This window comes from Massilia sp. Leaf139 (assembly GCF_001424165.1).
Lineage (GTDB): Bacteria > Pseudomonadota > Gammaproteobacteria > Burkholderiales > Burkholderiaceae_D > Telluria.
In genome coordinates, this window is sequence record NZ_LMOJ01000023.1 from 70298 (window position 1) to 86163 (window position 15866).

At 60.9% G+C, this 15866-nt stretch carries 20 protein-coding genes; 4 read left to right on the forward strand and 16 right to left on the reverse strand.

What is annotated here, in order from left to right:
- Window positions 1-2: 2 nt before the first annotated feature.
- Window positions 3-596 carry a glutathione peroxidase gene (locus tag ASF77_RS14450; protein WP_056340678.1) on the reverse strand — a complete coding sequence of 198 codons (594 nt, stop codon included), beginning with the start codon at window positions 594-596 and terminating at the stop codon, window positions 3-5.
- A gap of 17 nt (window positions 597-613) precedes the next feature.
- A complete protein-coding gene (locus ASF77_RS14455; RefSeq protein ID WP_056340680.1) occupies window positions 614-1036 on the reverse strand; it encodes a CoA-binding protein in 423 nt (140 codons plus the stop codon).
- A gap of 140 nt (window positions 1037-1176) precedes the next feature.
- Between ASF77_RS14455 and ASF77_RS14460 the strand changes: the two genes are divergently transcribed.
- The 4 genes from ASF77_RS14460 to ASF77_RS14465 all read left to right on the forward strand — a co-directional run bounded on the left by ASF77_RS14460 (window position 1177) and on the right by ASF77_RS14465 (window position 2735).
- The gene (locus tag ASF77_RS14460; RefSeq protein ID WP_056340683.1) at window positions 1177-1782 is read left to right on the forward strand and encodes a peptidoglycan recognition family protein; all 606 of its coding nucleotides are present in this window, start codon (window positions 1177-1179) and stop codon (window positions 1780-1782) included.
- A gap of 384 nt (window positions 1783-2166) precedes the next feature.
- Window positions 2167-2322: a hypothetical protein gene (locus ASF77_RS24345; RefSeq protein ID WP_156648899.1), complete on the forward strand. Its 156-nt coding sequence runs from the start codon at window positions 2167-2169 to the stop codon at window positions 2320-2322.
- 27 nt (window positions 2323-2349) lie between these two features.
- A complete protein-coding gene (locus ASF77_RS24350; RefSeq protein WP_156648900.1) occupies window positions 2350-2496 on the forward strand; it encodes a hypothetical protein in 147 nt (48 codons plus the stop codon).
- 50 nt (window positions 2497-2546) lie between these two features.
- Complete coding sequence (locus ASF77_RS14465; protein ID WP_056340686.1) at window positions 2547-2735, forward strand: hypothetical protein; 189 nt, start codon at window positions 2547-2549, stop codon at window positions 2733-2735.
- Between the two features lie 108 nt (window positions 2736-2843).
- Here the strand turns inward: ASF77_RS14465 and ASF77_RS14470 are convergent, their stop codons facing one another.
- From ASF77_RS14470 to ASF77_RS14535, 14 genes are all read right to left on the reverse strand, one after another.
- Window positions 2844-3266, reverse strand: coding sequence for a F0F1 ATP synthase subunit epsilon (locus tag ASF77_RS14470; RefSeq protein ID WP_056340689.1), 423 nt, complete (start codon window positions 3264-3266; stop codon window positions 2844-2846).
- A 26-nt stretch (window positions 3267-3292) separates the two neighbouring features.
- Complete coding sequence (gene atpD / locus ASF77_RS14475) at window positions 3293-4696, reverse strand: F0F1 ATP synthase subunit beta (RefSeq protein WP_056340692.1); 1404 nt, start codon at window positions 4694-4696, stop codon at window positions 3293-3295.
- A 33-nt stretch (window positions 4697-4729) separates the two neighbouring features.
- Window positions 4730-5605, reverse strand: coding sequence for a F0F1 ATP synthase subunit gamma (gene atpG, locus ASF77_RS14480; RefSeq protein WP_056340695.1), 876 nt, complete (start codon window positions 5603-5605; stop codon window positions 4730-4732).
- Window positions 5606-5667: 62 nt separating this feature from the next.
- Complete coding sequence (gene atpA / locus ASF77_RS14485) at window positions 5668-7209, reverse strand: F0F1 ATP synthase subunit alpha (RefSeq protein WP_056340698.1); 1542 nt, start codon at window positions 7207-7209, stop codon at window positions 5668-5670.
- Between the two features lie 73 nt (window positions 7210-7282).
- Window positions 7283-7816: a F0F1 ATP synthase subunit delta gene (locus tag ASF77_RS14490; RefSeq protein ID WP_056340701.1), complete on the reverse strand. Its 534-nt coding sequence runs from the start codon at window positions 7814-7816 to the stop codon at window positions 7283-7285.
- Between the two features lie 2 nt (window positions 7817-7818).
- Window positions 7819-8289, reverse strand: a complete 471-nt coding sequence (locus ASF77_RS14495; protein ID WP_056340704.1) for a F0F1 ATP synthase subunit B — start codon at window positions 8287-8289, stop codon at window positions 7819-7821.
- 73 nt (window positions 8290-8362) lie between these two features.
- Window positions 8363-8602 (reverse strand): F0F1 ATP synthase subunit C, encoded by a 240-nt coding sequence (gene atpE, locus ASF77_RS14500; RefSeq protein WP_056340707.1) that lies wholly within the window; start codon window positions 8600-8602, stop codon window positions 8363-8365.
- Between the two features lie 87 nt (window positions 8603-8689).
- Window positions 8690-9526 (reverse strand): F0F1 ATP synthase subunit A, encoded by an 837-nt coding sequence (gene atpB / locus ASF77_RS14505; protein ID WP_056340710.1) that lies wholly within the window; start codon window positions 9524-9526, stop codon window positions 8690-8692.
- A 2-nt stretch (window positions 9527-9528) separates the two neighbouring features.
- Window positions 9529-9867 (reverse strand): ATP synthase subunit I, encoded by a 339-nt coding sequence (locus tag ASF77_RS14510; RefSeq protein WP_056340713.1) that lies wholly within the window; start codon window positions 9865-9867, stop codon window positions 9529-9531.
- A gap of 633 nt (window positions 9868-10500) precedes the next feature.
- Window positions 10501-11373, reverse strand: coding sequence for a ParB/RepB/Spo0J family partition protein (locus ASF77_RS14515; protein WP_056340716.1), 873 nt, complete (start codon window positions 11371-11373; stop codon window positions 10501-10503).
- Window positions 11374-11405: 32 nt separating this feature from the next.
- Window positions 11406-12176, reverse strand: coding sequence for a ParA family protein (locus tag ASF77_RS14520; protein WP_056340719.1), 771 nt, complete (start codon window positions 12174-12176; stop codon window positions 11406-11408).
- Window positions 12177-12274: 98 nt separating this feature from the next.
- Complete coding sequence (gene rsmG / locus ASF77_RS14525) at window positions 12275-12928, reverse strand: 16S rRNA (guanine(527)-N(7))-methyltransferase RsmG (RefSeq protein WP_056340721.1); 654 nt, start codon at window positions 12926-12928, stop codon at window positions 12275-12277.
- Complete coding sequence (gene mnmG / locus ASF77_RS14530) at window positions 12925-14865, reverse strand: tRNA uridine-5-carboxymethylaminomethyl(34) synthesis enzyme MnmG (RefSeq protein WP_056340724.1); 1941 nt, start codon at window positions 14863-14865, stop codon at window positions 12925-12927. Before mnmG ends, rsmG begins: the two co-directional genes overlap by 4 nt.
- A 222-nt stretch (window positions 14866-15087) precedes the next feature.
- On the reverse strand, window positions 15088-15858 hold the full coding sequence (locus ASF77_RS14535; RefSeq protein ID WP_056340727.1) for a TSUP family transporter: 771 nt from the start codon (window positions 15856-15858) through the stop codon (window positions 15088-15090).
- Between the last annotated feature and the right edge of the window lie 8 nt (window positions 15859-15866).

Here is a 15866-nt window from a genome sequence, read left to right on the forward strand (position 1 = left end):
GCTCAGGTGCCCAGCGCGGCTTCGACCCGGGCGACCAGCTGCGGATCTTCCGGCGCCACCTTGCTCGGGAAGTGCTCGATCACTTTACCGTCGCGCCCGATCAGGTATTTGGTGAAATTCCATTTCGGTTCCTTGCCGGTCTGCTGCGCCAGCGCCGCGTGCAGCGGATTGGCCTTGTCGCCGCTGACGGCGGTCGGCGCGAACATTGGGAATTTCACGCCGTAGGTGTTGTAGCAAAGGTCGGCGATCTCCTTGGTGCTGGCCGCCTCCTGCTTGAAATCGTTGGACGGGAAGCCGAGGATCACCAGGCCGCGCGCAGCGTATTTGGCGTACAGCTTTTCCAGCCCCTCGTACTGCTTGGTGTAGCCGCAGTAGCTGGCCGTGTTCACCACCAGCAACACCTTGCCGGCGTACTGGCACAGATCCTGGGGCGCTTCGTCTTGCAGGCGCTTGAAACTTTGCTTTAAAAGGGCCGGGCAAGCTGCGGGGGCCGGGCTGGCGGCCACTTGCGGACGGTGCGGCACGACGCCGGTCGGTTGCGCGCTCACCGAGGCGGCGGCTGCGAACAGGGAAAAGCTCAGGACAGTTTTCAGCATGATGGATCCAGTAGTGTTCAGGCCTTGAGCTTGCGGTGCTCGATTTTCAGGCAGTGGTTCATGACGACATCGAGGCCGGCGGCGCGTGCCAGGTCGGCGGCGGCCTGGTTTTCGATCTCGAGCTGCATCCACAGGCAGCCGGCGCGTACGGCGATGGCGTCGCGCGCCAGCGGCGGGATGTCTTCCGACTTGCGGAAGCAGTCGACGATGTCGATGCGCTGGCCGCTGGGAGCGAGCGCGTCGGCCGCTTCCTGCACGCTGGCGTAGACGCGCTCGCCCAGGATCTCGTCGCCGGCATAGGCGGGATTCACGGGCAGGATCCGATAACCCTGCCCTTGCAGGTATTCGGCGACGCCGAAGCTGGCGCGCTCGGGTTTGTTCGACAGGCCGACGATGGCGATGGTCTTGCTGTCCTCGAGGATTTGGGCGATCGTTCTCATGGTTTTTATGGGTGTGTTCCGGTCTTCGCTAGCTTAACAGGTTTGCATCGCGCCGCCTGCACGCGCCTGCGTTCCGGTTCGGTTTGCACGAGGGGGCGGAGCTGTGGAAAGATGGCGGCTTCGACCTTCCGGACTCATCCATGAAAACCCTGCACGCCGCGCGCCTCGTCGTTCCCCTCCTCTTTGCGCTGGCCGCCGCCGGCTGCGCCATACAACCGAACGCTACTGCGCCCACGATCGTCCCCGTCGCCGACTGGGGCGGCACCCCGGCCGACCCGGCGCGGGCGCGGCGCCACACGATTACCCATATCACCCTGCACCACCAGGGCGAACCCTTCAAAGCCGGCACGGATCCGCGCCAGTACCTGCGCAATCTGCAGAACTGGTCGCGCAATACGAAGGGCTGGCTCGACATCCCCTACCACTACATCATCGATCTCGAGGGACGCACCTATGCCGGGCGCGACATCGCCTATGCGGGCGACACGAATACCGAGTACGACCCGCGCGGCCACGCCTTGATCGAGGTGGTAGGCAATTTCGAGGAGGTGGAGCCGAACCAGGCCCAGCTGGATGCCGTGGTCGACGTGATGGCCATGCTGGCGAAGCAACACGGTGTCCCGGTCGAGCGCATCGCCAGCCACCGCGACCATTCGGACAAGACCGTGTGTCCAGGCGCGAATTTATACCGCTTTGTCCAGAGCGGATATTTCAGGGAGCAGGTCGCGGCGCGGCTTGCCCAGTGACATTCGGCTGGCGAAGACTCGGCCGGCTTGACTCATTCTTTAAAGCATTTTCGGTCGCTTAACGATTGCTGAAGAGAAAACATAAAACCGCATAAGCTTGCGGAATGAATCGAAGCCCGCTGTTTCAGATCCTTGCCCGCGCTGCTGTCATAAGTCAGTTGACACTCGCCAAGTTAAATTTTTATTAATCCAATATTCTCGACTTGTAGCCAGACGAGCGTACTTGTCTGGCTACCGCGTAGGCCGCCGCATGTCCGAAAAGGTTTGTTTTAGGAAACGGCAGCGCTGCGTGTGATGTCTGGCCCGCCGCTTTGCATGCGCCGTATCTGTTCATTTCAACACTAAATAAGCGGCGGATATTCAATCTAACGGATCGAAGTCCGCATGAGCACTTTTATTCAGGAAATACATGGTTTAGCGAATTCTATCCCTTCCTATTTCCAAGTTGTCCTCGTCTCGATTGTCTGCCTTTTTACGATGAATCAGGCGCTGGATTTTGGTAAACAGCTGGGCGCGCTCTGTTATCGCATGCTGCACTGATGCTTATTCGACTAAAGGAATTTCAAAATGCAAGAGCTGACTATTTGCGAAATTGATGAGGTCTCTGGTGGTGGCCCGGCAGCAGCGGCCGTCGTGATCGTCGTCGTCGTGCTGATCGCGATCGGCGCAGCGGCGGGTTGGATGGATGAATCGGACAAGAAGAAGCAGAAATAGGCGGGACGCAGCACCATCGATGCTTTGCCCACAAAATAAAAGGAAATCAAATGAATACGATAATGCAGTTACAGCCGGCCGCTACCATGGCCATGGTCGAATTGGACGAACACGAGATCACCCACATTTCAGGCGGTCACCCTGCGGTGATTGCCACCACCGCCGTCATTGCACTGGGAAGCGCGGCGCTCGACATGGGGTATAAACTGGGCGGCATGCTGTACAAGGCGATGCACTAGACCGGCGACTCCCTGCGCCGCGGCGCGCGCCACGGCGATGGAATCCGGACATAAAAAAAGGCAGAGCGTTCGCTCTGCCTTTCTTGTTGCTGCGCCGCGCTCGGTCGATTACCGGCCGCGCGAACGCAGTCTCTGGATCGCTGCCAGCTGGGCAATGGCCGAGGCCAGTTCGGCTTGCGCTTTCGCGTAGTCGATCTGGGCGTCCTGCGATTGCATCAGCTCTTCGGCTAGCTGCTTGGCCGCGGTCGCTTTTGCCTCGTCCAGGTCGCCACCGCGGATTGCGGTGTCGGCCAGTACCGTCACGCCGTTCGGCTGCACTTCAAGGATACCGCCGGCGACGAAGACGAACTCTTCACCACCGTCGGCCTTCTCGATGCGTACCGCACCCGGGCGGATGCGCGTGATCAGCGGGGTGTGCTTCGGGTAGATACCCAGCTCGCCTGCTTCACCCGGCAACGCGACGAATACGGCTTCGCCAGAAAAAATCTGCGCTTCGGCCGAGACCACGTCAACGTGAATTGTGTTTGCCATGTGTGTCCTTCAGTTGAAGAGCCGACTTAGGCAGCCAGTTTCTTGGCTTTTTCGATCGCTTCTTCGATGGTGCCGACCATGTAGAACGCCTGTTCCGGCATGTGGTCCAGTTCGCCCGATGCGATCATCTTGAAGCCCTTGATCGTGTCTTTCAGCGAAACGTACTTGCCTGGCGCGCCGGTGAAGACTTCAGCGACGTGGAATGGCTGCGACAGGAAACGCTGCATCTTACGTGCGCGTGCCACGACCAGCTTGTCTTCCGGTGCCAGTTCGTCCATGCCCAGAATCGCGATGATGTCGCGCAGTTCCTTGTAGCGCTGCAGGGTACCCTGGACGGCGCGCGCCGTCTCGTAGTGTTCCTGGCCGACGACGAGCGGATCGAGCTGGCGCGAGGTCGAGTCGAGCGGGTCGACCGCAGGGTAGATACCCAGCGAGGCGATGTCACGCGACAGAACGACGGTCGAATCCAGGTGGGCGAAGGTGGTCGCTGGCGACGGGTCGGTCAAGTCATCCGCAGGGACGTAGACGGCCTGGATCGAGGTGATCGAGCCGGTCTTGGTCGAGGTGATGCGCTCTTGCAGACGGCCCATCTCTTCGGCCAGGGTTGGCTGGTAGCCCACCGCCGACGGCATACGGCCCAGCAGTGCCGAGACTTCGGTACCGGCCAGGGTGTAGCGGTAGATGTTGTCGACGAAGAACAGAACGTCCTTGCCTTCGTCACGGAAGGCTTCGGCCATCGTCAGGCCGGTCAGCGCGACGCGCAGACGGTTGCCTGGTGGTTCGTTCATCTGACCATAAACCATCGCGACCTTCGAGTTTTCCGGATTTTCCAGGTCGACGACCTTGGCGTCCGCCATCTCGTGGTAGAAGTCGTTGCCTTCGCGGGTACGCTCACCGACGCCGGCGAACACGGACAGACCCGAGTGCGCTTTTGCGATGTTGTTGATCAGTTCCATCATGTTGACGGTCTTGCCGACGCCGGCGCCGCCGAACAGGCCGACTTTACCGCCCTTGGCGAACGGGCACACCAGGTCGATGACCTTGATGCCGGTTTCCAGCAGGTCTTGCGATGGCGACAGTTCGTCGTAGACAGGTGCCGAGCGGTGGATCGACGCCATGCGCTCGTTGCTGACCGGACCGCATTCGTCGATCGGGTTGCCCAGCACGTCCATGATGCGGCCCAGGGTGGCGACGCCAACTGGAACCATGATCGGGTTGCCGGTGTTCTGGATGGTCATGCCGCGACGCAGGCCTTCCGAGCTGCCCAGTGCAATGGTACGGACGATGCCGTCACCCAGCTGCTGCTGCACTTCCAGGGTCAGTGCGGAGCCTTCCATTTTCAGTGCGTCGAAAACTTTCGGCATTGCATTGCGTGGGAATTCCACGTCAACCACCGCGCCGATACACTGAACGATTTTGCCATCAGCCATGTTCGTTCCTTCAGATATAGTTAAATTCGTGTTTTAGACCGCGGCCGCGCCGGCGACGATCTCGGAGAGTTCTTTGGTAATCGCTGCCTGGCGGGTCTTGTTATAGACCAGCTTCAGTTCGCCGATGACGCTACCTGCGTTGTCGCTTGCCGCCTTCATCGCGACCATGCGCGCCGACTGCTCGGACGCCAGGTTTTCCGCGACGGCCTGGTACACCAGGGCCTCGACATAACGCACCAGCAGTTCGTCGATGACGACTTGCGCTTCCGGTTCGTAGATGTAATCCCACGAGATCGAACCCTTGTCCGCTTCCAGGTGCTTCGCCGGCAACGGGAGCAGCTGCTCGACGACCGGTTCCTGCTTCATCGTGTTGATGAACTTGGTGTAGCACAGGTAAACCGCGTCCAGCTGGCCGTCCTGGTATGCGTCGAGCATGACCTTGATCGGGCCGATCAGCTTTTCCAGGTGCGGGGTGTCGCCGATCTGCGTTGCATGCGATACCAGCTTGACGCCGACGCGGTTCAGGAAGCCCAGGCCCTTGTTGCCGATGGCAACCGCCTCGACGCGGTTGCCCGCCGCTTCCAGTTCCTTCGTCTTGAGCGTCACCTGGCGCAGGATGTTGGTGTTCATGCCGCCGCACAGACCTTTATCGGTCGTGACGACGATGAAGCCGACAGCTTTCGCCTGCACGTGCTTGGCTTGCGCCATGAACACGTGGGTGTACTCCGGGTTTGCGCCGGCCAGATTGGCGGTGATGTTCCGAACCTTTTCACTGTAGGGACGGGCGGCGCGCATGCGATCCTGCGCCTTGCGCATTTTCGATGCGGCGACCATTTCCATCGCCTTGGTGATCTTCTTCGTATTCTCTACGCTCTTGATCTTGCCACGAATCTCTTTGCCTACTGCCATGAGTCCTTACTCCTTCCGGTCACCGGCGCCGCGTTCCGCTGCGGCGCCGGATCTTTCATTCATTAAAATGCGCCGGATTTTTTGAAATCAGCAATGGCGGCGGCGAGTGCTGCTTCGCTGTCCTTGTCCAGTTGCTTGGTTTCTTCGATCTTCGACAGGAGCGCAGCCTGCTTGGTCTTCAGGTAGCCGTGCAGGCCATTCTCGAAGGCCAGCACTTGCTTGACTTCGATATCGTCGAAGTAGCCCTTGTTGACGGCGAACAGCGATGCGGCCATCAGCGAGATCGGCAGCGGCGAGTACTGCGGCTGCTTGAGCAGCTCGGTCACGCGCGCGCCACGGTCCAGCTGCTTGCGGGTCGATTCGTCCAGATCCGATGCGAACTGCGCGAACGCAGCCAGTTCACGGTACTGCGCCAGGTCGGTACGGATACCGCCCGACAGGTTTTTGATGACCTTGGTCTGGGCAGCGCCGCCGACGCGCGACACGGAAATACCGGCGTTGATCGCAGGACGGATACCGGCGTTGAACAGCGAGGTCTCCAGGAAGATCTGGCCGTCGGTAATCGAAATCACGTTGGTCGGCACGAAGGCCGAGACGTCGCCCGCTTGGGTTTCGATGATCGGCAGTGCGGTCAGCGAACCGGTCTTACCGGTGACTTCGCCGTTGGTGAAGGCCGACACGTAGTCGGCGTTCACGCGCGCTGCGCGCTCGAGCAGACGGCTGTGCAGGTAGAACACGTCGCCTGGATACGCTTCGCGGCCTGGTGGGCGGCGCAGCAGCAGCGAGATCTGGCGGTAAGCGACAGCCTGCTTCGACAGGTCATCATAGACGATCAGCGCATCTTGACCGCGGTCGCGGAAGTATTCGCCCATCGCGCAGCCCGAATAGGCCGAGATGTACTGCATGGCGGCCGATTCCGACGCCGAAGCGGCGACGACGATCGTGTAGTCCATGGCGCCGTGCTGTTCCAGGGAACGCACGATGTTCTTGATCGTCGATGCCTTCTGGCCGATCGCGACATACACGCAGGTGACGTTCTGGCCACGCTGGTTGATGATCGCGTCGACGGCGACGGCCGACTTGCCGGTCTGGCGGTCGCCAATGATCAGCTCGCGCTGGCCACGGCCGATCGGCACCATCGCGTCAATCGACTTGATGCCGGTCTGCATAGGCTGCGAGACGGATTCACGGGCAATGACGCCTGGCGCGATCTTTTCGATCGGAGCGGTCAGCGTCGTGTTGATCGGGCCCTTGCCGTCGATCGGCTGACCCAGGGCGTTGACCACGCGGCCACGCAGTTCAGGACCGATCGGCACTTCCAGGATGCGGCCGGTCGTCTTGACGGTGTCGCCTTCCGAGATGTGCTCGTACGAACCCAGGATGACCGAACCGACCGAGTCGCGCTCGAGGTTCATCGCCAGGCCGAAGGTATTGCCAGGGAATTCCAGCATCTCGCCCTGCATCACGTCCGACAGACCATGGATGCGGCAGATACCGTCGGCGACGGAGATCACCGTGCCTTGATTGCGAACGTCAGCGGACGCTTCGAGGCCCTGGATCCGGCTCTTGATCAGTTCGCTGATTTCAGATGAATTAAGTTGCATGAGTGCTAACTCCTAATAGTTTCTTGATGCGTAGGGCAAGGACGTGAGATGCCGGCAAGGGTGCGAAGTTCGCTTAAGCGGTCAGCGCAGCGTGCATCTGCTGCAGCTTGGCGCGTACCGAGGTATCGAGCACTTCATCGCCGACCAGCACGCGCACACCACCGATCAGGGACGGATCCACGGTGACCGTTGGGTTGAGCTTGCGGCCAAATTTCTTTTCCAGCACGCCGACCAGTTCTGCCAGCTGGGCATCGCTCAGGGCAAAGGCGCTGGCGATGTCCGCATCGGCGGCGCCGAGCTGGGCATTCTTGAGCGCCTGGAACTGTGCGCCGATTTCCGGCAGCAGGGTGATGCGGCCGTTTTCGGCCAGCATCGTCAGCAGGTTGGTCGCTTCCGGCGTCACTGGTGCTTTCACCAGCGAGGACAGGGTGGCGACCAGCTCGGCGGAGGTCAGTTTCGGGTTGGCGGCAAACGCCTGCACATCAGGGTTGGCGCCGACTTGTGCCAGCTGCGACACCAGTTCGGACCAGGCTGCCATGTCGCCCTGTTGGGCAACACGGAACAGCGCTTCGGCGTAGGGACGGGCGACGGTTGCGAGTTCGGCCATGATTACAGCTCGGTCGACAGTTGCGACAGCAGGGCGGCGTGCGCTTCTGCGTTCACTTCACGCTTGAGGATCTGCTCGGCGCCTTGCACTGCCAGGGCAGCCACTTGTCCACGCAGTTCTTCGCGCACGCGCGTCACTTGCTGCTCGGCGTCGGCCTTGGCATTCGCAACGATACGGGCGGCTTCTTCGGCGGCGGTCTTCTTGGCGTCGTCGATGATCATCTGCGCGCGCTTTTCGGCGTCGGCGATGCGCTTCTGGCCTTCGTCACGGGCGCCGGCCAGTTCGGCCTGCACGCGCTTTTCGGCGGCGGCGAGGTCGGCCTTGCCACGGTCGGCGGCGGCCAGTCCATTGGCGATCTTCTCGGCGCGCTCGTCGAGCGCTTTCATCAGCGGTGGCCACACGAACTTCATCGTGAACATCGCCAGAATGAAGAAGACCACGACCTGGGCAAACAGGGTTGCGTTGAGGTTCACGGTATTTTCCTTCTCACAAAAACGGATGCCGAACCGCGATGGTTCGGCCCTTCAGAACGAAAGTTCGCTTGGATTAGCTGAATGGACGTGCGAAGACGAACAGCATGGCGATACCGACGCCGATCAGGAATGCCGCGTCGATCAGACCGGCCAGCAGGAACATCTTGGTCTGCAGGGTGTTCATCAGTTCTGGCTGACGTGCAGAAGCTTCGAGGTATTTACCGCCCATGATAGCGATACCGATACATGCACCGATAGCGCCCAGACCGATGATCAAACCGCAAGCCAGTGCAACAAAAGAAAGGTCAGTCATGATTACTCCAAAAAGTTAATTTAAAAACTAGATTAAAAACTACTACTTCGTTACTACTACAATTCTGTTCGATGCTTGTGGCGCCGATCAGTGGCCTTCGTGGGCCTGACCGATATACACCAGCGTCAGCATCATGAAGATGAATGCCTGCAGGAACACGATCAGGATGTGGAAGATCGCCCAAATCGAACCTGCAATCACGTGGCCGATAATGCCAAACGCAGTTGCCATGGAGCCGAGCAAAGCAATCAACAGGAACAACAGCTCACCGGCGTACATATTGCCGAACAGTCGCATGCCCAGCGACACGGTTTTTGCTGCGTATTCGATGATGTTCAGGAGCAGGTTGAACGGCGCCATCCAGATGCCGAACGGTGCGGCGAACAATTCGTGGATCCAGCCGCCGATGCCCTTGATTTTCAGGTTGTAGTAAATCATCAGGATGAACACACCGATGGCGATACCCAGGCTGCCGTTCAGGTCAGCGGTCGGCACCACGCGGTGGTACGGGAAGATGTGCTCGACGCCCAGGTAGGCAAAGGCTTGCGAGAACATGTCCACCGGCAGGAAGTCCAGCGAGTTCATCAGGGCGACCCAGACGAACACGGTCAGCGCCAGCGGGGCGATGAAGCTGCGGTCGCCATGGACGATCGACTTCGACTGGTTCTCGACCATCTCGACCAGGATCTCGACGGCGGCCTGGAAACGGCCCGGCACGCCGGAAGTGGCGCGGCGCGCCGCTTTCCACAGCAGCAGGCAGCCGACCACGCCCATCAGCACCGACCAGAAGATGGTGTCGAGGTTGATGACGGAAAAGTCGACGACGAAGCTTTGGTGCTTGTTCGACAGGTGGCCAAGGTGGTGGGTGATGTACTCTGATGCGGTGGGCGCGTGGTGTGCGCCTTCTACGGTTGTCGTCGCCATTTTCAGTGCCTAAATAATAAAATAATGTAACTTTTCAGCGCTACGACGAACCCGGCCATCAAGGCCAGCCAGTTCAGGTCGTGGTACAGCGAGGCGGTCAACCACAACAGGGCCACCGTCAGTGCAATCTTTATAAATTCCCAGATGAAAAACGTTGCAGGGTTCGCCCCACCCGCCTTCTGCGCGCTGGCGAACAGCCGCACCGCCATGATGCCGTTGGGCACGACACAACAGATTCCGCCGAGTACCGCCGAAAACATCGCAGGCCATCCCCCCAACAGTGCGGCGAGGACGCCGACGACTGCCGTCGCGATCAATTGCAGGGAGACCAGGCGCAACATTTTTATTCTCTCGCCTTGGCCGTTGGAACCGAGTTACGGTGTGGTAATTACATGAATCAGCGGGATTATATGTTCGTTCATGCATCTGAGTCAAACGATTCCCGTTGTGCTCGTCCGTTCCACGGAGGGCTGAAATGTCACACAAATATTGCTCGAAACGGGGGTTTTCACGGTAGTTCGCGACAAGAAATACAGATGTGGAAGCAGAAACGGGTGCGCGTCATGGCCGCGTTACCGTAGTTTTGCGGTAGCGCGTGGCGTTGTCATGTGGTAACGGAAAGCGGGCTTGGGCGCCGCCGGCCCCTCTGCCGTTCGGCCCGAAGTGAAGGCACTGGCCTGGTGCGCGTGGGCTTCATGTGAATGCGCCTGCTTGTACACCGGCTCCGCACACGATGTCGACAGACTTGTGTACAGGCTTATCCACAGCCGAGCCAGCGATGATCCCCCCTCCCGTAGGGTGGACACCCGTGTCCGCGGCTGTTCATGTGCGTCACCTGTGACGGCGACACACGATGGCTTGCTTATGCACCGCCTGTCCACCGCCTGTCTACCGGGTGTCCACACCCCTGTACAGGTTTATGCACGCGCTTGTCGACAGGTTTATCCACAAGCGCGTTTTTCAATGTCCGCGGCTCAGGCGCGCAGCCGCGCCAGCACACCCTCAAGAATGTCGAGGTCGGCAAAGTCGATGATCATCTGCCCCCTGCCCTTCGGCCCCATCTTGAACACGACCGGCGTTGCCAGCTTGTCCGACAGCTCTTCCTCTAGGCGGACGATGTCGCCCGACTTTTCCTTCAGACGCGGCTGGGTAGTGGAAGTCGCCTGCTCTTCGAGCGCGCGCGCCACCAGCTTTTCCGTTTCGCGCACCGACAGGCGTTTCGCCACCACGTGACTAGCGAGCGCGATCTGGCTGGCGTTATCCACCGACAGCAGGGCGCGCGCATGCCCCATGTCGATATCACCCGCCATCAGCATGGTCTGCACCGGTTGCGCCAGGTTCACCAAGCGCAGCAGGTTCGATACGGCGCTGCGCGAGCGGCCGACGGCGGTCGCCGCCTGCTCGTGCGTAAAATCGAAATCCGAGATCAGGCGCGCGATGCCCTGCGCTTCTTCCAGCGGATTGAGGTCTTCGCGCTGGATGTTCTCGATCAGGGCCATCGCGGCGGCGGCCTGGTCGTCGACCTCGCGCACCAGCACCGGGATCTCGTCCAGGCCGGCCAGCTGGGCCGCGCGGAAGCGGCGCTCGCCGGCGATGATCTCGTAGCGGCCGCCGTTTTCGCCACCGAGGGGGCGCACCAGCACCGGCTGCATGATGCCCTGGGTTTTGATGGAGGCGGCCAGCTCGTTCAGCGCGCCCTCGTCCATGCGCGTACGCGGCTGGTATTTGCCGGCCTGCAGCTGGGACACGGCCAGCGTCGAGGGCGCCTGCGCCGGCGCCTCGTTCATGTCGCCGCCTAATAAGGCGTCCAGGCCGCGGCCGAGGCCCTTGAGTTTTTTCGTCGCCATTGTGGATAAGTCTCCGGATCTGTTCTCTAGCGTTACATTGTCTTGATGCGTTCGACCATTTCGGCCCCGAAGGCGATATATGCCTGGGCGCCCTTCGAAGACGGATCGAAGGTCACGCCGGGCACGCCATATGACGGCGCTTCCGCCAGACGGACATTCCTCGGGATGATGGTCTTAAAAACCTTGCCGCCGAAATGCTGCTCGAGCTGGGCCGAGACCTGCTGCGACAGGGTCATGCGTGGGTCGAACATCACCCGCAGCAGCCCGATGATTTTCAGATCCGTGTTCAGGTTGGCGTGTACCTTCTTGATGGTGTTGACCAGATCCGACAAACCCTCCAGGGCGTAGTACTCGCACTGCATCGGAATGATCACGCCGTGCGCGGCGCACAGACCGTTCAGAGTCAGCATCGACAGGGCCGGCGGGCAGTCGACCAGAATAAAATCGTAGTCGGCGTCGACCGCGGCCAGCGCGTGCTTCAGGCGCCGCTCGCGCTGGGCGAGGTCGACCATCTCGACTTCGGCGCCGGCCAGCTCGCGGTTGGCGGGCAGCACGTCGAAGCGCCCCGCCTCCGAGCGCTGGCGCGCTTCCTTCACTTCGGCTTCGCCCAGCAGCACGTGGTAGGTGGACGCCTGCAAGGTCGCCTTGTTGATGCCGGCACCCATGGTGGCATTGCCCTGCGGGTCGAGGTCGACCAGCAGCACGCGCTGTTCCAGCTTGGCCAGGCCGGCGGCCAGGTTGACGCTGGTGGTCGTCTTGCCGACGCCGCCCTTTTGGTTTGCAACACAAAATATCTTTGCCATCTATTCTTTCCGGACGCGACAATTCATTCATACCGTTCATATTCAATAAACCGTTACTTCGGTTTATATTATTTAAACGGTATAAACCATTTATATTGTTAGTTTAGTTGCGCTGCTCTTTCGATGAATACCAGGTGCCGCTCCGCTTCCAGTTTCGCCACCTTGATAGGCCGCAATTCCTTCACTTTCCACTCGCTAGGGAGCCTTTCCTGCTCCTCCGGCGGCGCCGTGCCTTTCAAGGCGATGAATTGCCCGCCCTCGGCCAGCAGGTGTCCCGACCAGTTGACGAAATCCGAAAGGTCGGCAAAAGCGCGCGAGGTGATGACGTCGAACGGGCCCGCCTGTAACTCCTGCACCTTCATCGTATAAACGCTGACATTCGCCAGGCCGAGCTCCGCCTTCACTTGGGTAAGGAAAGCGGTTTTCTTGTGCACGGTGTCGATCAGGGAGACTTGCACGTCGGGCCGCGCGATCGCCAGCACGATGCCGGGCAATCCGCCCCCTGCCCCGACGTCCAGCACCTTCTTCGCATCTTTAAAGGCAGGCACTGCCGCCAGCGAATCAAGCAGATGGTGGGTCACCATCTGCAGCGGGTCGCGCAAGGAGGTCAGGTTATAGACGCCGTTCCACTTGACCATCAGCGCCAGGTAATCCATCAGCTGTTCGCGCTGGGCCGCCCACAAGGGCAAATCCATTTCGTCGATGCCGTCGCTGAGGATCGTCTTCAATTTTTCGCGGTCGAATCCCCTCACTGTGCAGCCTCCTCGCTGGTGCTCGGCGTCACCGTAAATCCCTTGGCGCCGCGCTTCTTCAGGTGCACCAGCAGCAGGGAGATCGCCGCCGGCGTCACGCCGGAGATGCGCGACGCCTGGCCCAGGGTTTCCGGACGCTGTTTATCGAGCTTCTGGCGCACTTCGAAGGAAAGCGCGGCGATGTCCAGGTAGTCCAGGTTCTCCGGCAGTTTCAGGTTTTCGTAGTGGTCGTGACGCTCGACTTCGCGTGCCTGGCGGTCGATATAGCCGGCGTATTTCAGCTGGATTTCGACTTGCTCCTTCACCGCCGGATCCTCGACGCCGGGGCCGGCCAACGGCTGGCCTTCGACGCCGGTCATCGTCATCAAGGTCGTGTACTCGACACCCGGGCGGCGCAGCAGATCCGCCAGATTGTATTCGCGTTCCAGCGCCTGGCCGACGACACGCTCCGACTCGCTTGCCGCCAGGATGCGCGGGTTGACCCAGGTCGAGCGCAGGCGCTCCAGTTCGCGCGCCACCGACTCGCGTTTGGTCTCGAACGCCGCCCATTGCGCGTCACCGACGACGCCAAGTTTGCGCCCCATTTCGGTGAGGCGCATGTCCGCATTGTCTTCGCGCAGCGACAGGCGGTATTCAGCGCGGCTGGTGAACATGCGGTAGGGTTCGGCCACGCCCTGGGTCGTGAGGTCGTCGACCAGCACACCCAGATAGGCTTCGGAACGGCCCGGCGTCCAGGCCTCCTCCCCCTTGGTCTGCAGGGCGGCGTTCATGCCGGCGAGCAGGCCTTGTGCCGCCGCTTCCTCGTAACCGGTGGTGCCGTTGATCTGGCCGGCGAAGAACAGGCCGCGAATCGCCTTGGTTTCCAGCGAGGCTTTCAGGCCGCGCGGATCGTAATAATCGTATTCGATGGCGTAGCCAGGACGCAAAATAAACGCGTTTTCCATGCCGACCATCGAGCGCACCAGCGCCAGCTGCACGTCGAAGGGCAGGCTGGTCGAGATCCCGTTCGGATAGATTTCGTGCGTCGTCAAACCCTCCGGCTCGAGGAAGATCTGGTGCGATTCCTTCGAAGCGAAGCGGTGGATCTTGTCCTCGATCGAGGGGCAATAACGCGGGCCGACGCCTTCGATCACGCCGGTGTACATCGGGCTGCGATCGAGACCGTTGCGGATGATGTCGTGGGTCTGGGCATTCGTGTGCGTAACCCAGCACGGCACCTGTCTGGGGTGCATGGCGGCATTACCCATGTACGAGAACACCGGTACCGGATCGAGGTCGCCCGGTTGTTCCGCCAGTTTCGAGTAATCGATGCTGCGGCCGTCGATGCGCGGCGGCGTGCCGGTTTTTAGACGCCCCTGCGGCAGCTTCAGCTCTTTTAAGCGGCTCGACAGCGAGACCGCGGCCGGATCGCCGGCGCGGCCAGCCGTGTAGTTTTGCAGGCCGACGTGGATCTTACCGTCCAGGAAAGTGCCGGCCGTCAGCACCACAGCGCGGGCGCGGAACTGCAGGCCGATCTGGGTGACGGCGCCGACCACGCGGTCGCCTTCGACCATCAGGTCATCGACGGCTTGCTGGAATAGCCACAGGTTCGGCTGGTTTTCCAGGCGCGAACGGATCGCGGCTTTATAGAGGATGCGGTCGGCCTGGGCCCGGGTGGCGCGCACGGCCGGGCCTTTCGACGAGTTCAGGATGCGGAACTGGATGCCGGCTTCGTCGGTGGCGATCGCCATCGCGCCGCCCAGGGCGTCCACTTCTTTCACCAGATGCCCTTTGCCGATGCCGCCAATCGACGGATTGCAGGACATCTGGCCCAGGGTTTCGATGTTATGGGTGAGGAGCAGGGTCTTCTGCCCCATGCGTGCGGACGCGAGCGCGGCTTCGGTACCGGCGTGTCCGCCGCCGACGACGATCACGTCAAATTCAGTTGGAAATAGCATGATGGAGGTGTGAGGCGAGGAGTCTAATGCGCGATTATAGGAGCTTTTGCGTTTCCAAACTCAGCGCCGCTGAAAAACAGAGGGAATTTTGTTTCACGTGGAACACACGGACGCGCGGCATGGGCACTGTTCCACGTGAAACAATCTAACCTAGCTGCCTAAAATATAGGCAACGCAAAGCCTGCAGGTCACCCCGTCCTGCTTCGTTCCACGTGAAACAATTTATTGCGCCAGCCGCACGACCGCATCGAATGCCGTCTTGACGATCAGGGTGGAGACGACGACCAAGAACAGTTTGCGCACGAACGCACTGCCATGCTTGATGGCGAGCCGGGTGCCGAGCAGCGAGCCGCCGATCTGGCATGCCGCCATCAGCATGCCGAGCTGCCACAGCAGGTGGCCGCTGTAGCCGAACCACATCAGCGCCGACAGATTGCAGGCGACGTTGACGATCTTCGCCGCCGCCGAGGCGCTAAGAAAATCGAACCCGAAGAAACGCACGAACAGGAAGATCAAGAAGCTGCCCGTACCCGGCCCAAAGAAGCCGTCATAAAAACCGATCGCTGCACCGATACAAACTGCCCACCAGCGCTCGGCCATGCCAGTGTGCACGGGTGCATGCACGGCGCCGAGGTCTTTCTTGCGGAACGTGTAGATTGCCACCGCCAACAAAATGAAGGGGAGCAGGCTGCGCACGAAATCGCCCGGCACCCGCGTCACCGTCCAGGCGCCGACAAACGAGAGGGCAAAGGCGGCCAGGGCCGCAGGCGCCGCCGCGCTCCAGGCGACGCGCACCCGGCGCGCGTAGTTGACGGCCGCTGCACTGGTGCCGCAAATGCTCGCCAGCTTATTCGTGCCAAGCAGGGTCGCCGGCGCTTCCTTCGGCAGAAAGGAAAAAATGGCCGGCACCTGAATCAGGCCGCCGCCACCGACGACGGCGTCCACCAGCCCGGCAAGAAAGGCTGCGCCGCCCAGCCATACGAAGTCGATCATCCACTGCT

What these genes read in the sequence shown, in the direction of transcription:
- atpG (WP_056340695.1), bottom strand. Translation starts at nt 5,605, where the DNA reads ATGGCAGTAGGCAAAGAGATTCGTGGCAAGATCAAGAGCGTAGAGAAT.
- ASF77_RS14520 (WP_056340719.1), bottom strand. Translation starts at nt 12,176, where the DNA reads ATGGCAAAGATATTTTGTGTTGCAAACCAAAAGGGCGGCGTCGGCAAG.
- ASF77_RS24350 (WP_156648900.1), top strand. Translation starts at nt 2,350, where the DNA reads ATGCAAGAGCTGACTATTTGCGAAATTGATGAGGTCTCTGGTGGTGGC.
- ASF77_RS14465 (WP_056340686.1), top strand. Translation starts at nt 2,547, where the DNA reads ATGAATACGATAATGCAGTTACAGCCGGCCGCTACCATGGCCATGGTC.
- atpA (WP_056340698.1), bottom strand. Translation starts at nt 7,209, where the DNA reads ATGCAACTTAATTCATCTGAAATCAGCGAACTGATCAAGAGCCGGATC.
- ASF77_RS14515 (WP_056340716.1), bottom strand. Translation starts at nt 11,373, where the DNA reads ATGGCGACGAAAAAACTCAAGGGCCTCGGCCGCGGCCTGGACGCCTTA.
- ASF77_RS14490 (WP_056340701.1), bottom strand. Translation starts at nt 7,816, where the DNA reads ATGGCCGAACTCGCAACCGTCGCCCGTCCCTACGCCGAAGCGCTGTTC.
- atpB (WP_056340710.1), bottom strand. Translation starts at nt 9,526, where the DNA reads ATGGCGACGACAACCGTAGAAGGCGCACACCACGCGCCCACCGCATCA.
- mnmG (WP_056340724.1), bottom strand. Translation starts at nt 14,865, where the DNA reads ATGCTATTTCCAACTGAATTTGACGTGATCGTCGTCGGCGGCGGACAC.
- ASF77_RS14535 (WP_056340727.1), bottom strand. Translation starts at nt 15,858, where the DNA reads ATGATCGACTTCGTATGGCTGGGCGGCGCAGCCTTTCTTGCCGGGCTG.
- atpD (WP_056340692.1), bottom strand. Translation starts at nt 4,696, where the DNA reads ATGGCTGATGGCAAAATCGTTCAGTGTATCGGCGCGGTGGTTGACGTG.
- ASF77_RS24345 (WP_156648899.1), top strand. Translation starts at nt 2,167, where the DNA reads ATGAGCACTTTTATTCAGGAAATACATGGTTTAGCGAATTCTATCCCT.
- ASF77_RS14510 (WP_056340713.1), bottom strand. Translation starts at nt 9,867, where the DNA reads ATGTTGCGCCTGGTCTCCCTGCAATTGATCGCGACGGCAGTCGTCGGC.
- ASF77_RS14450 (WP_056340678.1), bottom strand. Translation starts at nt 596, where the DNA reads ATGCTGAAAACTGTCCTGAGCTTTTCCCTGTTCGCAGCCGCCGCCTCG.
- ASF77_RS14470 (WP_056340689.1), bottom strand. Translation starts at nt 3,266, where the DNA reads ATGGCAAACACAATTCACGTTGACGTGGTCTCGGCCGAAGCGCAGATT.
- ASF77_RS14460 (WP_056340683.1), top strand. Translation starts at nt 1,177, where the DNA reads ATGAAAACCCTGCACGCCGCGCGCCTCGTCGTTCCCCTCCTCTTTGCG.
- ASF77_RS14455 (WP_056340680.1), bottom strand. Translation starts at nt 1,036, where the DNA reads ATGAGAACGATCGCCCAAATCCTCGAGGACAGCAAGACCATCGCCATC.
- atpE (WP_056340707.1), bottom strand. Translation starts at nt 8,602, where the DNA reads ATGACTGACCTTTCTTTTGTTGCACTGGCTTGCGGTTTGATCATCGGT.